Source organism: Thermus brockianus, assembly GCF_001880325.1.
Classification (GTDB): domain Bacteria; phylum Deinococcota; class Deinococci; order Deinococcales; family Thermaceae; genus Thermus; species Thermus brockianus.
On record NZ_CP016313.1, the window covers coordinates 126,440 to 139,037 of the forward strand.

Annotated in this window: 11 protein-coding genes, 1 pseudogene and 1 CRISPR repeat array; of the genes and pseudogenes, 7 read left to right on the top strand and 5 right to left on the bottom strand. The window is 62.9% G+C overall.

The window, feature by feature from the left end; translation table 11 throughout:
* Window positions 1–36 precede the first annotated feature (36 nt).
* From A0O31_RS11570 to cas2, 7 genes are read left to right on the top strand one after another with little or no spacing between them, the layout of a single operon-like run.
* Entirely contained in the window at window positions 37–2,283 is a 2,247-nt protein-coding gene (locus A0O31_RS11570) for a CRISPR-associated endonuclease Cas3'' (RefSeq protein WP_071678096.1), read from the top strand.
* An 8-nt stretch (window positions 2,284–2,291) separates the two neighbouring features.
* Window positions 2,292–2,978, top strand: a complete 687-nt coding sequence (gene cas5c / locus A0O31_RS11575; RefSeq protein WP_071678097.1) for a type I-C CRISPR-associated protein Cas5c — start codon at window positions 2,292–2,294, stop codon at window positions 2,976–2,978.
* Window positions 2,962–4,716: a type I-C CRISPR-associated protein Cas8c/Csd1 gene (gene cas8c / locus A0O31_RS11580; RefSeq protein ID WP_071678098.1), complete on the top strand. Its 1,755-nt coding sequence runs from the start codon at window positions 2,962–2,964 to the stop codon at window positions 4,714–4,716. The genes cas5c and cas8c overlap by 17 nt, the downstream gene beginning before the upstream one ends.
* Entirely contained in the window at window positions 4,713–5,870 is a 1,158-nt protein-coding gene (gene cas7c / locus A0O31_RS11585) for a type I-C CRISPR-associated protein Cas7/Csd2 (RefSeq protein ID WP_071678099.1), read from the top strand. Before cas8c ends, cas7c begins: the two co-directional genes overlap by 4 nt.
* Window positions 5,860–6,441 carry a CRISPR-associated protein Cas4 gene (gene cas4, locus A0O31_RS11590; RefSeq protein ID WP_071678100.1) on the top strand — a complete coding sequence of 194 codons (582 nt, stop codon included), beginning with the start codon at window positions 5,860–5,862 and terminating at the stop codon, window positions 6,439–6,441. The genes cas7c and cas4 overlap by 11 nt, the downstream gene beginning before the upstream one ends.
* Window positions 6,438–7,457, top strand: coding sequence for a type I-C CRISPR-associated endonuclease Cas1c (gene cas1c, locus A0O31_RS11595; RefSeq protein ID WP_071678275.1), 1,020 nt, complete (start codon window positions 6,438–6,440; stop codon window positions 7,455–7,457). Before cas4 ends, cas1c begins: the two co-directional genes overlap by 4 nt.
* Before the next feature lie 2 nt (window positions 7,458–7,459).
* Entirely contained in the window at window positions 7,460–7,759 is a 300-nt protein-coding gene (gene cas2, locus A0O31_RS11600) for a CRISPR-associated endonuclease Cas2 (RefSeq protein ID WP_071678276.1), read from the top strand.
* A 193-nt stretch (window positions 7,760–7,952) separates the two neighbouring features.
* Window positions 7,953–8,583: a CRISPR direct-repeat array (repeat unit 38 nt; unit sequence GGTTGCACCGGTCCGAAAGGACCGGTGAGGATTGAAAC).
* 175 nt (window positions 8,584–8,758) lie between these two features.
* Here the strand turns inward: cas2 and A0O31_RS13265 are convergent.
* The 5 genes and pseudogenes from A0O31_RS13265 to A0O31_RS11625 form a co-directional block, all read right to left on the bottom strand.
* Window positions 8,759–9,076, bottom strand: a pseudogene (locus tag A0O31_RS13265) (PD-(D/E)XK nuclease family protein); the annotation flags it as partial.
* The gene (locus tag A0O31_RS11610) at window positions 8,971–10,692 is read right to left on the bottom strand and encodes a PD-(D/E)XK nuclease family protein (protein WP_071678101.1); all 1,722 of its coding nucleotides are present in this window, start codon (window positions 10,690–10,692) and stop codon (window positions 8,971–8,973) included. The pseudogene A0O31_RS13265 and the gene A0O31_RS11610, both read right to left, overlap by 106 nt.
* A 10-nt stretch (window positions 10,693–10,702) precedes the next feature.
* Complete coding sequence (locus A0O31_RS11615) at window positions 10,703–10,900, bottom strand: hypothetical protein (protein WP_071678102.1); 198 nt, start codon at window positions 10,898–10,900, stop codon at window positions 10,703–10,705.
* Window positions 10,901–10,902: 2 nt separating this feature from the next.
* The gene (locus A0O31_RS11620; protein WP_071678103.1) at window positions 10,903–11,373 is read right to left on the bottom strand and encodes a beta propeller repeat protein; all 471 of its coding nucleotides are present in this window, start codon (window positions 11,371–11,373) and stop codon (window positions 10,903–10,905) included.
* A 53-nt stretch (window positions 11,374–11,426) separates the two neighbouring features.
* Entirely contained in the window at window positions 11,427–12,431 is a 1,005-nt protein-coding gene (locus A0O31_RS11625) for a hypothetical protein (protein WP_071678104.1), read from the bottom strand.
* Window positions 12,432–12,598: the final 167 nt, after the last annotated feature.

Here is a 12,598-nt window from a genome sequence, read left to right on the forward strand (position 1 = left end):
TAAGGGATGGGTAGAAACCTGGATTAGCATAAAAGCATGGAAACCGGCAAGACCTTACGCGCCCATACGCCCAACGGAGAGGGGAGATGGCATTTTCTGAAGGACCACCTCGAGGCCGTTGCCCAACGGGCCAGCGAGTTCGCTCAGGCGTTTGGGACCCCAAAGTTGAACAGAGCTTTGGGATATCTCCACGACGCAGGAAAGGCCACAGAAGAGTTTCAGGACTACCTCCAGAGAGTAGCGAGGGGTGGGCGCTTGCAAAAGGTGCCCCACTCCATCTGGGGCGCTGCTTTAGCGTATGCGCTTTTATCTTTCACCCACAAGGAAAAGGGCAAGTTTGCCCAAAGCGGCTGGGAGGCCTTGGCGCTACCCGTGCTGGGCCATCACGCAGGCCTTCCCAGCAGGGGCGAGGCGACCAGCAAGTTGGGCAAGACTGGGGAACGAGCCCGACAAGAGGGAGTGTTCCAGAGTATTCTTGACTTCCTCGAAGAGGAGGGTTTGAAGGAGGCCACACTCCAGGCCCTGAAGGAGGCTCTGGAGGAGGTGAAAACCAAAGTAGCGGGGCACGAGGCTACGAGCCTTAGGCTTGATCTCCTAATCCGAATGGCCTTTTCGGCGCTCGTGGACGCAGACTACCTGGACACGGAGGCGCACTTTGACCCCCACCTGGCCTCCCTCCGCCAGGGGCAACCTACTTTGGAAAGCCTTTGGCAAAGACTCCAAAGAGCTCAAGAAGCCCTCCTCCAAACCGCCCCCAAGTCCCCCGTGAACAGGGTTCGCAGCGAGGTGTACGAGGCTTGCTTGAAGGCGGCGGAGTTGCCTCCCGGCCTCTTCCGCCTCACCGTACCCACGGGTGGGGGTAAGACGCGTAGCGGCCTCGCCTTTGCCTTAAAGCACGCCCTAAAGCATGGCCTCAGGCGTGTGGTGGTGGCCATCCCCTATACGAGCATCATTGACCAGACCGCAGGGGTCTACCGGGAGATCTTGGGCGAGGAGGCCGTATTGGAGCACCACTCCGCCTACGAGCCCCCTCAGAACGGGGATGAGGCCCAGGACGAGGGGTTATTGCGCCAGCAACTTGCCACGGAGAACTGGGATGCGCCGCTCATTGTCACCACCACCATCCAGCTCTTTGAGAGCCTCTTCAGTAACCGCCCATCCAAGATGCGGAAGGTGCACCGCTTGGCCCGGAGCGTGATCCTCCTGGACGAGGTCCAGACCCTACCCCCTGAGCTCCTTGAGCCCACTCTGGATGTCCTCCGCTTGCTCGCTACCCCCGTAGAGCAAGGCGGTTACGGGGCCACCGTGGTATTCTCCACGGCCACCCAACCCACCTTTGAGGCCGTCCCTGGTTTCCGGAGCTTAGAGATACGGGAGATCGTCCAAGACTACCCCCAGCACTTCAGCGTCCTCCGGCGGGTGGAGTACGAGCTCCGCCAAGAACCCCTCTCGTGGAAGGAGGTGGCGGGAGAGGTGGGAAGCCGTGAGCAGGTGATGGTGGTCGTCAACACGCGGAAGGACGCCTTGGCGCTCCTCGATGCCCTGGGCGAGGAGGAGGGGGTTTTCCACCTTTCCACCCTCCTCTGCCCCGCCCACCGCCGGGAGGTCCTAGCGGAGGTGCGGAGGCGGCTTTGCGGGGGAGAACCCGTTCGGCTGGTGAGCACCCAGGTGGTGGAAGCCGGCGTGGACCTGGATTTCCCCGAGGTGTGGCGGGCCATTGGCCCCTTGGACCGCGTGGTCCAGGCTGCGGGACGGTGCAACCGGGAGGGCCGTTTGGAGGCGGGCCGGGTGGTTCTCTTTTGGCCCAAGGAGGGAACCAGCCCCCAAGGGCCCTACCGGGTGGGGACAGAAAAGGCCCGGATCCTCCTCAAGATGGTGTCCTCTCCCGAATGCCTCCACGATCCCGAACTCTACAGGAAGTACTTCAAGGAACTCTACGAGGCGGTAGAGACCGACCGGGAGATCCAGGGGTACAGGCAGGAGCTGAACTTCCCCGAGGTGGCCCAGCGCTACCGCCTCATCCGGGAGGACACCGTATCCGTTGTGGTGGACTACCGGGAGGGGCTTAAGTGGCTGGAGGCCTTTCGTAACGACCCCACCATTACCAACTGGCGGCGGCTTCAGCCCTACCTGGTGAGCCTGTTCCGGAAAGAGGCAGAGCAAAAGCGCCACTTCTTGGAGCCTGTGCCGGGCCACACCGATCTATACGTGTGGCGAGGTGCCTATGACCAAGTCCGGGGCCTTGCGGAAGGCTATACTGATCCTAGCGATCTCATCGTTTAGGGGGTAGGGTGGCAGGGGTTACTGTTAAGGTTTGGGGCGATTTCGCCTGTTTCTCTCGGCCCGAGTTCAAGGTGGAACGGGTTTCCTACCCCGTTCCCACCCCGAGCGCTGCCCGGGGTATCCTCGAGGCCATCTTCTGGAAGCCAGAGTTCCGATACGAGGTGCGCCGCATTGGAATCCTTAAGATGGGGACTCCCTTTGCCATCCTGCGCAATGAGGTGGAAAACCACATGGTCCAGCCCTTCTTCGTGGAGGACAAGCGCCAGCAACGGGCTAGCCTGGTCCTGAAGGGCGTGGCCTACCTGATTGAGGCGGAGATGGTCTTGCGGCCGCAGGCCACGGACCCCATCGCTAAGTACTGGGAGCAGTTCGCGCGCCGCCTGGAGCGGGGCCAGTACCACCACACCCCCTACCTGGGGACCCGGGAATTCCCCGCCTACTTCGCCCCGCCGGACGGGGAGGAGCCCGATGGCAGCCTGGACCTGGACCTGGGGCCCATGCTCTTTGACATCGCCTTTGTGGAGGACCCAGCCCGCCCCCAGTTGACCTTTAAGCGTCCGGGAAAGGGCGAGGTCAAGGGGTACGCCCTCCCCCTCTTCTTCCACGCCCGGATCAAGGGGGGATGGCTGGAGGTCCCGAAGGAAAAGTATCAAGAACTCTACCGCTTGGAGGGGGGCCATGCTCCGGGAACTTAAGGAAGCCTTCCGGCGGTTCCATGAGGAAGGCGTGTTGCTTCCGACGAATTACAAGGAGAAAAGGGTTTCCTGGCTGGTCCGCCTGGAGGGGGAAAAGGCTTGTTTGGAGCACTTGGGTAGGGGAAAGGGCGTTAAGCCAATCCCCGCCCCGGACCGCCAGCGCTCTGGGAAGGCAAGCGAAAACAACCTGAAGCCCTACCTTCTCGTGGACGACGCCCGTTACGTATTGGGGATTCCTGAGAAGGGGAAGGAGAAGGAGGCTCGACTCCTTCACCGAAGCTTTGTGGGGCTCCTGGAAGAAGCCTGTCACGAGACAAAGTTGCCCGCCTTGGAAAAAGTCCTCCAGTTACTCAAATCGCTGAAAGTAAGGACCATCAAGAGGCAGTTTCTTAACCAAGGGGGAAAGCCCAGGGACCTGGTGGCGTTTAAGGTGGATGGCGTTCTGCCTACGGACCTCGATGAAGTACGGGACTTCTGGAGCCGTTTTCTAGCCAGGAAGCTTGAGAAGGAAGAGGGCTACTGCGGCCTGTGCGGCGAGAAGAAAAAGGTTGTGAGCACTTTTCCTAGGGAGGTTGTGATTCTGGGACAAAAGTGCCAGATGGTATCCTTCAACAAGGGTGCTTTCAACTCTTTCGGAAAGAAGCAGACGGAGAACGCTCCCACATGCTATGCGTGCGCCTCCCAAGTGGTGGACGCCCTGGACTACCTGAGCCGGTCGGAACGCCACCACCGTACCCTGTACTGGGAGGCAAAGGGCGGGCTGCAGAACCAGCTCGCCGTCTTCTGGCTGAAAGAACCAGTGACGGTACCATCTGAGGGGCCCGCAGGTTCGCTGGACTTGGAAGCGGCCCTTGGGGGTCTCCTTAGCGAGGAAGTGGGGCCCGACACTCCCCTCCCCGATCTCGCCCAACTGCGAGAACTTCTAAAGGCTCCCTGGACGGGTAGCCAGTGGCCCACCCATCTAGACGAGGTGAGTTTCTACCTGGCTGTCCTTTCGGCCAATAAGGGACGGCTCGTGGTCCGGGAGTGGTTTGCCGTGTCCCTGGGCCGCCTGAAGGAGGCGGTGGCCCGGTTTCTCGAGGCCACCCGGCTTGTGGGCCCACGCGGGGAAGACCCCCGGCCCATGGCCATAGGCGCCCTGATTCAGGCCCTGGGGGAGGCTAACCCTACGCTTGCCCGGGACCTCATCCGCACCGCCTTCCTGGGTGCGGCACCGCCCCAGGAGCTCCTGTTGGCCCTTCACCTTCTCAGGAACCCTAAGCTCCTAAGCCCAAGCGGACCGAAGGAGTGGGGGCGGCTTCACGCCCTGATGGCAGCGGTAAAGCTTTGGCTCTTTTACAAGAAGGAGGGCACCTGTATGGCTGAGTTGGACCGGGAGCAGAGGAACCCCGCCTACCTGGCAGGCCGCCTGTTGGCGGTTTTGGAAGAGGCGCAGAAGAGGGCCTTACGCTACAGGGTAAAACAGACCTTGGTGGACCGCTTCTATGGGGCGGCCTGCACCGCCCCTGCCGCCACCTTCGGCAACCTGTTGCGGATCGCCACCACCGCTCACCTGCCGAAGGTGGGTTCGGAGCTACGGAAGATGGTGGAGGAGATCCTCGCTGCCCTGGACCAAGCTGGGGGGTTCCCCCGAACCTTGGACCTCACGGGACAGGCGGAGTTTGCCCTGGGGTTTTACCAGCAACGGGCGGAGCTTCGGGCGAAGTCCCATAAGGAAAGCGGAAAGGAGGCGCAATGAACGAGCGGCACCTTAATCCAGAAGTGCGGCACGAATTCGTCTTTCTCTTCGAGGTCTGGTATGGAAACCCCAACGGCGACCCGGATGCGGGCAACCTGCCCCGGGTGGACCCGGAAACCATGCACGGCCTGGTCACGGACGTGGCCTTGAAGCGCAAGATCCGGGACTACATCGCCCAAGTCTATGAGGGGCAGCCCCGCTTCTCCATCTTCGTCCAGAGCAAAGTGGCGCTAAATAGGCTAATCCTCGAGGGCTTTCAGGAGGCAGGGATTGAACCCGTATCCCTTCCTCTAGGCCAGCTTGGCTTCGCGGTAGACGAAACGCTATTGGAGTATCTGGATAGCCTCTCGGAGAAAGGCTTTAGCCGGGAAGGAGATACCCTCTACTTTACCGGCGAGGCAAAGAAGGAAGAAGAGTTCTCGGCAATTCTGGTTGATGAGGGAGAGAGCCTACCTGACCCGCTTAAGGAAAATTTGAAGAAGATAGCTAAGGAATTGGCCAAGGCGGCACGGAACAAAAAGCTCACGGACGAGGACCGGAAAAAGGTTAGGGAAAAACTTGCGGAACGCTTCTTTGACGTTCGCATGTTCGGCGCGGTCCTCAGCACGGGGCTCAATGCGGGGCAGGTCCGAGGGCCCGTCCAGCTCACCTTCGCCCGCTCCCTGGACCCGGTAGCGCCTCTGGACGTCCGCATCACCCGGGTAGCCATTACCCGGGAAGAGGACCGGGCCCGCAAGGAAACGGAGATGGGCAGGAAGCCCGTGGTGCCTTATGGTCTGTACCGAGCACACGGCTTCTTCAACCCGTTCCTAGGGAAAGAGACGGGCGTCCGCAGGGAGGATCTTGAGGCCCTTTGGAATGCGATGAGCGAGCTCTTTGAGCTAGACCGTTCTGCGGCGCGAGGTGAGATGGTGGTGCGCGGCCTCGCCGTCTTCAGCCACGAGGACCCTAAGGGGAACGCTCCCGCTCACCGCCTCTTTGATCTGATTAAGGTTGAGCGCCGCCAAGATGTGAGGACTCCCCGGAGCTTCTCAGACTACAGGGTGATGGCACCAATGGGCGGCTCCCTAGAAGCTTACGGCTTCCCCAAGGTGCACCTGACCTGGCTTGTCAGGCCGGAGGGCATGGAAGAGCTGCCAAGCGATGTGGGATGAGGCCATCCCCATCTCCGCCCTGCAGCACTTCGCCTACTGCCCAAGGCAGTGTGCGCTCATCCATGTGGAGGCGGCTTGGGAAGACAACCTCTACACCTTGAGGGGCCGCCGGGCTCACGAAGGGGTGGACCTGCCCGAGGGCCTTGTCCGGGAGGGGGTTAGGGTGGAGTTCGCCCTGCCTCTCTACTCAGAGCGCCTGGGGCTTGTGGGGCGGGCGGATGCGGTGGAGTTTCACGGGGGGGTCCCCTACCCTGTGGAGCACAAGGTGGGCCCGAGGCGCACCAGGCGGGCAGACGAAATCCAGCTATGTGCCCAAGCCCTTTGCCTGGAAGAGATGCTAGGGGTTGAGGTGCCCAAAGGGGCCCTTTTCTACCGAACATCTAGGAAAAGGCGGGAGGTAGTCTTTACGCCTGAACTTAGGGCCCTCGTGGCCGAGGTCACCGAGCAGGTCCGCACCTTACTCCACTCTGGCCACCTTCCCCCACCTGTTAAGGACGCCCGATGTCGGGACTGCTCCTTGGTGGAGGTCTGCTTGCCCCACCTGATGGACACCTTGGAGGAAACCCTCTGAACCGCATCCTGCTCAACTCCCTGTTTGTCCAGACCCAAGGCGCTTACCTTCGCCTGCAGGGCGATACCGTGCGGGTAGAGGTGGAAGGAGAGCTGCGGTTGCAGGTCCCCCTGCACCACCTGGGGAGCCTCGTGCTCTTCGGCAACGTGCTGGTGAGCCCCCACCTCCTGGCCCGGTGTTCGGAGGACGGTCGGTCCGTCGTCTGGTTGAGCGAACACGGAAGGTTCCAGGGACGGATGGTGGGCCGGGTCTCGGGAAACGTGCTTTTGCGGAGAGCGCAATACCAAGCCTTGGACGAGGAAGAAAAAGCCCTGGCCCTGGCCCAAGCCTTTGTCCAGGCCAAGGTGCGCAACGCCAGGGTGGTTTTGCTTCGGGCGGTCCGGGAAGGGGGCGCCTCCGAGGTCCTTAGCCAAGCGTTGCGCGAGCAGGAGGCGGTCTTGTCGGCCCTACCTCGCGCCAACAGCTTGGACGAGGTGCGGGGCCTCGAGGGGCAGGCAGCTGCCGCTTACTTTCAAGCATTCGGTGAAATGCTCCTAGTACCCGGTTTCGCCTTTGCAGGTAGGGTCAAGCGACCGCCCCGCGACCCAGTCAATGCCTTGCTTTCGTTCCTCTATACCTTGCTGGTTAGCGATGCGGTGTCCGCTTTGGAGGGGGTGGGACTTGATCCCCAGGTGGGCTACCTGCACGCCTTGCGCCCCGGAAAGCCCGCCCTTGCCTTGGACCTTGTGGAGGAGTTTCGTGCGTGGTGGGCCGATCGCCTGGCCCTAACCCTCCTGAACCGCAGGCAGTTGGGACCCAAACACTTCCTAGAGAGGCCCGGAGGTGTGGTGTACCTAACCGAAGATGGGCGAAGGGAGGTGCTTGTTGCTTACCAGAAGAGGAAGCAGGAAGAAGTAATCCACCCCCTCCTTCGGGAACCAGTACCCGTAGGACTACTGCCTCACTTGCAAGCGAGGCTCCTAGCCCGGTACCTTCGGGGCGATCTGCCTAGGTATCCGGGTTTTGTGGCGAGGTGAACGTGGGGCGTGTAGATGTTCTTGTAGCGTATGACGTGGATACCCTTTCGGAAGAGGGACAAAGGCGCTTAAGAAAGGTGGCCCAGATCTGTAAGAACTACGGGCAAAGGGTCCAGCTTTCCCTCTTTGAATGTCGTCTCAGCCTAGCTCAGTTAGAGGACTTGGAGGCCAAGCTTCTCAAAGTCATGGACCTGGAAAAGGATAGCCTTCGGATTTATGTGCTTCACGGAGGTAGGGCGAAATCTCTCCGTGCCCACGGTAGGGACAAGTACATAGACTTTGACGAGCCCCTCGTTCTATGATGTCAACGAAAGCGCGAACCTCCTTTGGGTGCGAAATATTTGGGGGGTTCGCGCAAGGCGGCAAACGCCGTCGGGGAGCTTGAAAAGGAGTTTTGGACCGTGTGCTCCAGGGGTGCGGGGGAAGGGGGTTTCAGGCCTGGTCCGCGCAAAAGGGGTTGGTCCTCACGTCCAGAAGGCTTATCATGGAGGGAGGAGTTGCACCGGTCCGAAAGGACCGGTGAGGATTGAAACAGGGTGAGGGCGTTCAGGAACCCGGTGACGATGCGGAGTTGCACCGGTCCGAAAGGACCGGTGAGGATTGAAACCATCGCTGAGGCAGCCCGCCGATAGTGCGGGGCTGCTCCAGGTTGCACCGGTCCGAAAGGACCGGTGAGGATTGAAACCTGGACCTCTCGTGGGAGACGGTCCACGGCCTGGGCGTTGCACCGGTCCGAAAGGACCGGTGAGGATTGAAACCTCATCTCCCCGGAAGGGGTGATGGCGCTAGGGAAGGTTGCACCGGTCCGAAAGGACCGGTGAGGATTGAAACCTCGTTTTCCGGGAGCGGTGGGAAGACGCCACCTGGTTGCACCGGTCCGAAAGGACCGGTGAGGATTGAAACTTCGTCATCCTCTCACCTCCACCCCCACGCTACCACGGTTGCACCGGTCCGAAAGGACCGGTGAGGATTGAAACCCCACCGCCTGGGGACAGTAGCCCGACTCCACCCAAACGTTGCACCGGTCCGAAAGTACCGGTGAGGATTGAAACATCTCCAGGGGGCGCCCCACCCGGGACACCATCCCTTGTTGCACCGGTCCGAAAGGACCGGTGAGGATTGAAACCTTCCAGGAAGAGGCCGTTTTCCAGGGCACGCTTGAGCAGGAAAACAAGCTTCCCCTTGCGGTATTCCCAAGCTCTTTGGCGGACGAGGTAGGAGAGGCTGGGCTCTTCCCTCCAGGCCGCCTCCACCTCCCTAAAGGCCTCGTCCAGGTGTTGCGCCACGTGGTCCTTAACCGCCGAAGCCTCCCTCTTGCCCGCCTCCAGGGCCCGCCGCACGGCCTTGGCCAGGACCTCGTGGAGGAACTGCCCCTCATCGGCCCGCTCCCCGTCCCCCGCTTCCCCATCCCCCCGGAGGCGGAGGCGGTGCTTCGCATAGAAGCGGAAGGGGCAGGTGACGAGGTCCTCGAGGGCGGAAACGGAAAGCCTCTCCGGAGGCCAGGGCTTCCCTCCTACCGCCAGAGCCGGGGCCCAGGGCTTTGCTCCTCCGGGCAGTACTTCGCCCCCTCCAGCTCCAAGGCCCTCTCCAACTGGGCCTTCAGGGGATCGCCCTCCCAGTGGCCGAGCCTCCTGGCCTCCACCAGGCTCCCCACGCGCCGGGCCTTGGGCGCTGGCGGGTTGGGGTGGAGGCCAAGCCGCTCCAGGAAGGGGCTTGGGGGGACGGGGTCCTTGCCCACGGTCTCCGGGTAGGTGAGGTGGAGGCTACCCCCTTCGGCGACGCTACCCAGGAGGGCGGCGAAGATGAGGGCCTCCCGCGCCGCTCCTTCCAGGGGCTCCTCCACGGGGATGCCCTTCTCCCGCAGGGCTTTCGCCTCGAGGAAGCCCAGCATGGGGTCCTCGCTCAGGGGAGGCGGGGTAAGGCCTTCGGCCATGCCCAGGACGACAAGGTGGCGGTACTCCCCCCCGTAGCGGGCCAGGGGCGTGTGGAGCTCCAAACCCCCATAGCCGGGTTGGGCGGGGACGGTGAAGTGGAAGAGGAGCTCGGGAAGGCCCAAGAGAACCCCTTCCCGGTCCTCCTCCTCCAGCTCCCTTAGCCCGGCCAGGAGGGCCTCGAGGGCCATTCGCTCCCGGGGCCAGGAGCGGACCCGATCCCGTATGGAGCGGAGGAGGTTCCTGAGGCGGGCTACCAGGTCCTTCCCATCCGCCACTTGGCCTAGCTCCCAAAGCGCCGAGGGCAGGCCCACCTTCCGCCAGGCTTCCCCTTGGGGCCGGAGCCTGCGGGCATGGTCCAGGTCTATCCCTCTCCACTCCTCGGGGACGAAGGGATGGAAGAGGAGGCGCAGGGTAGCCTCGTAGGGGAAACCCTTCAGAACCTCGGCCAGGAGGGCCACCAGGCTACCAAGCCGGGTTTCCCCCAAGGGGATGCGGTAGAGGAGCCGGACGGGCAGCCCGTACTCAAACCCCACCGCGGCCACCAGGGGGCCGTAGCGGCGGTCATCCCGAACCACCAGGGCGAGCTCCTTGGCGGGCGTTCCCTCCTGGAGCAATGCCTTAAGGTGGGCGAGGGCGTACCGCACCTCCTCCTCCATGCTCGGGAAGCGGAGGGCTTCCACCGTGAAGCCCCCCGGGACCCCCTTGCTCTGGAGGAAGGCCTCCCCCAATGGGGAGAGAACCAGGGGCTCCACGCGGACGCCCACCTCCTCGAGGGCCTTCTTGGCCCCTTCGTTGGCCTGGCCCCAGGGTCCTTCGGGAAGGAGGAGCTCCACCCGGCTACCGGGGGAGGCCGCGCCCTTCAGGAAGGCCAATTCCCCTTCCCCTAGGTAGGGCTGGCCACGCACGTTTAGGCGGTGTTTCCCTTGCGCGCTCTTTCCCGCCTCGGCGAAGACTTCGGCGGGGTCCACAAGGTTTTCCTTCCGGAGGAGTTCTCGGTAGCGGCGGGCCACCTCCACGAGGCGCGCTAGCCGTGGGGGAAGGCCCTTAAGATCCTCGAGGCTCCGTCCGGTCCGCAGGAGGGTGCGCACCCCTCCCTCCAGGGCCGCCGCCATTCCCTTGGGGTCCTTCGGGCAAAGGGCTTCCTTCACCGCCCTCACCAAAAGGCGGCGGGCCCGGTAGGGGGACGCCACATCCAGGCCCGACTGCACCACCACCTCCTCTGCCAGCCTCCTCAGGGGTCGGTAGGGCACACCCAACCGGCGGGCCACCGCCCGGTTAGGGGTTACAACCGGCTCCTCCATCCTCACCCCCCTAAAGGGGCCGGGTGCCCTTGATGCGGCCCCGGGCGTCGTAGTGGTAGACCCGCCGTCCCCGGCGGACGATCACCGTGTCCGCCGTCCAACCCAGGACCTCGTCCTGGCTTGAGATGCTGATGTGGCCGATGATCCGCCCCCGCTCGTCAAACACGTCCAAGACGTTGCCTCGCCTGCGCACGGATGCGATCCTCATGCTCATCGCCCCTTTCCCCAGTGCACGTCCACCGTCACCACCTGAAAGACGCTGCCGCCGAACACGAACCGCCCCTTCCCGAAATCCCCCCTGTATATCTCCAAATCGTCCCCGGCCACCTTAAAGCGATGGAAGCGGCGCAGGTCCCGGCTTACCAAGAGTTCATTCAAGCCAGACACGAAGACGTAGGTGCCGTTCCCATAGGCCACCCCGAAGAGGTCCCACCCCCGGTGGAGGCGAAGGGTTTCCCAATGGAGGCCGTCCCGCGAGCGCATGAGCACCCCGGCGTTGCCCACCGCCAGGAAACCCGCCTCCGTGTGGACAATGGCGTTCATGCGGGCCGGGGCCGGCACCTCCCGCCACACCTCCCCATCCTTTGAGACCAGGAGGCGGAAGGGGGTGACGGCCACAAAGACCCCCTGGCCGAAGGCCACGTCCTCTACGCTCCCACCCGCCTCGTCCACCGCGTGCACCCGGGCCTCCACTTGGGGCGTGGGCGAGGAGGAGGCCCACCAGGACCCACGCCCTACTCCACCGCCCGCAGGAGGAGTTCCTCGGCGAACCCCGCATAGATCCGCACCATATTTGAGTCATGGAACTCCCCTAGCTGTTTCGCTTTCTTCCAACGGAGGAGGTTGTATTCCACGAATGCGCTTTTTATCTCGACTACCCGTACACCGGGTTTAAGGGGCAGGAGTCCAGGGACAAGGAGGAAAGGTGGGCGCCCACGTGCCGGAAAGGCGTAGCCCCACTCTCCTAGCTCGTTCCAAAGGCGACGCCAGAAGTACCACCACTCGTCCCAGTCCCGATCAGGCCGGCGCCAAAGGTACTGCCAACGCAAGGCTCGCTCTTCCAGCCACTCCCACCACTCCCTGTCCCCTGGATCTACTATCCCCTCTTCCACGGCCAAGTACCCCCAGTATTCGGGGGGCTGCCCCTGGATGAGCCGTTGCACCCACCGGGCCTCCCGACCCCGGAAGCGGCTGTAGGCGATCCAGTTGGCCAGGCTTTCCTCAATGATGCGGCACCAGAGCTCCCCGTAGGGGGTGGGTCCTGTGTCCATGAGGGCGTGGCCCAGCTCGTGGTAGTAGACCTTGTCTAGGACCAGGTTGGGGTGCACCCCTTCCCGGCCCGCCCAGGAGAGGATGCGTTCCGGGCAGAGAAGGATGGCAGGCCCATCGTGGTGCTGGAGGGCCTCCACTTCCGGGTCCCCTTCCGCCAACCGGAGGAGCTCCCGCTTTTTCGCCCCATCCATTTGGTCTACGTAGAGGCCCACCGCTACCGTTTCCCGGTACCAGTCCCAGGGCGCTGTGTCCAGGCCCTGCAGGGGCTCGCCCTCGTCCCCGTCCCTCCGCCTGCGCCTCTCCTGGGCCCAGCGGCGGGCCACCTCGGGGTGGAGGAAGCGGAGGCGTTCCCGGGGGTAGAGGTAATCCATCTGGCGGGGATTTGCCAGGAAGACGGGTGTTTCCACCGCCTTCTTCCCCATGGCCCCGTCCATGCGCCCCCAGAGGACATCCCTGGAGAAGTCCATCTTTCCTGCCTCCTTAGAGCCGAGATTCGCCAACTTAACCGGTATAGGTTTTGCCATATCCTTCACCTCTTCCTCTAAAATAAAGGTAGGCTACATAGTCGCGCTCCTTGCCACGAAAAGCGAAGGGGCAAATCCCTTTGAGACGGCGTTTCTCTCCATTCGCTCTT

Bases quoted from the DNA above. Each gene is read 5' to 3' on its own strand.
- A0O31_RS11570 (WP_071678096.1), top strand. From the start codon at position 37: ATGGAAACCGGCAAGACCTTACGCGCCCATACGCCCAACGGAGAGGGG.
- cas8c (WP_071678098.1), top strand. From the start codon at position 2,962: ATGCTCCGGGAACTTAAGGAAGCCTTCCGGCGGTTCCATGAGGAAGGC.
- cas7c (WP_071678099.1), top strand. From the start codon at position 4,713: ATGAACGAGCGGCACCTTAATCCAGAAGTGCGGCACGAATTCGTCTTT.
- cas4 (WP_071678100.1), top strand. From the start codon at position 5,860: ATGTGGGATGAGGCCATCCCCATCTCCGCCCTGCAGCACTTCGCCTAC.
- A0O31_RS11610 (WP_071678101.1), bottom strand. From the start codon at position 10,692: ATGGAGGAGCCGGTTGTAACCCCTAACCGGGCGGTGGCCCGCCGGTTG.
- A0O31_RS11615 (WP_071678102.1), bottom strand. From the start codon at position 10,900: ATGAGGATCGCATCCGTGCGCAGGCGAGGCAACGTCTTGGACGTGTTT.
- A0O31_RS11625 (WP_071678104.1), bottom strand. From the start codon at position 12,431: ATGGACTTCTCCAGGGATGTCCTCTGGGGGCGCATGGACGGGGCCATG.